The 420-nt window shown below is 72.1% G+C and carries 2 pseudogenes; both read right to left on the reverse strand.

The features are described from left to right. Positions 1 to 139: pseudogene (locus tag MKL09_RS19860) on the reverse strand (ferredoxin--NADP reductase); the annotation flags it as partial. Between the two features lie 49 nt (positions 140 to 188). Continuing rightward, positions 189 to 420 (reverse strand): annotated as a pseudogene (locus tag MKL09_RS19865) (chemotaxis protein); the annotation flags it as partial.

Raw genomic sequence — 420 nt, forward strand, 5'->3', positions numbered from 1 at the left:
GCTGGTTCGAGATCATCTCGCCCAGGAACTCGTGCTTGGGCAGGGATTCCGTGATGGTCTCGCCGTAGGCCAGCTCCTGCACCTGGCGGCAGCCATGGACCAGCACGACCTTCTCGAACCGGTCGTAGGTCTCCGGGTCCTACGCGCCCGCCGACGCCGCACCGGCATCCCCTTCGGCGGCGAGCACTTCAAGCGGCCCGCACCGTGTCGAGGAAGCGGTTGACCGCGACGTCGAGCCGCTCGGCCTGGACCGAGAGTTCCTAGGCCGAGCCGAGCACCAGCTGGGCCGCGGCCCCGGTGCTCTCGGCGGCGCCGGCGACCCCGGCAATCGTGGCCGTGACCTCGCCGGCCCCGGTCCCCGCCTGCGCGACGTTCCGGGCGGTCCGCTGGGTCGCCGTGCCTCTCTCCTCGATCGCCTCC

It is taken from the genome of Methylobacterium sp. J-048 (assembly GCF_022829515.1).
Taxonomy (GTDB): domain Bacteria; phylum Pseudomonadota; class Alphaproteobacteria; order Rhizobiales; family Beijerinckiaceae; genus Methylobacterium.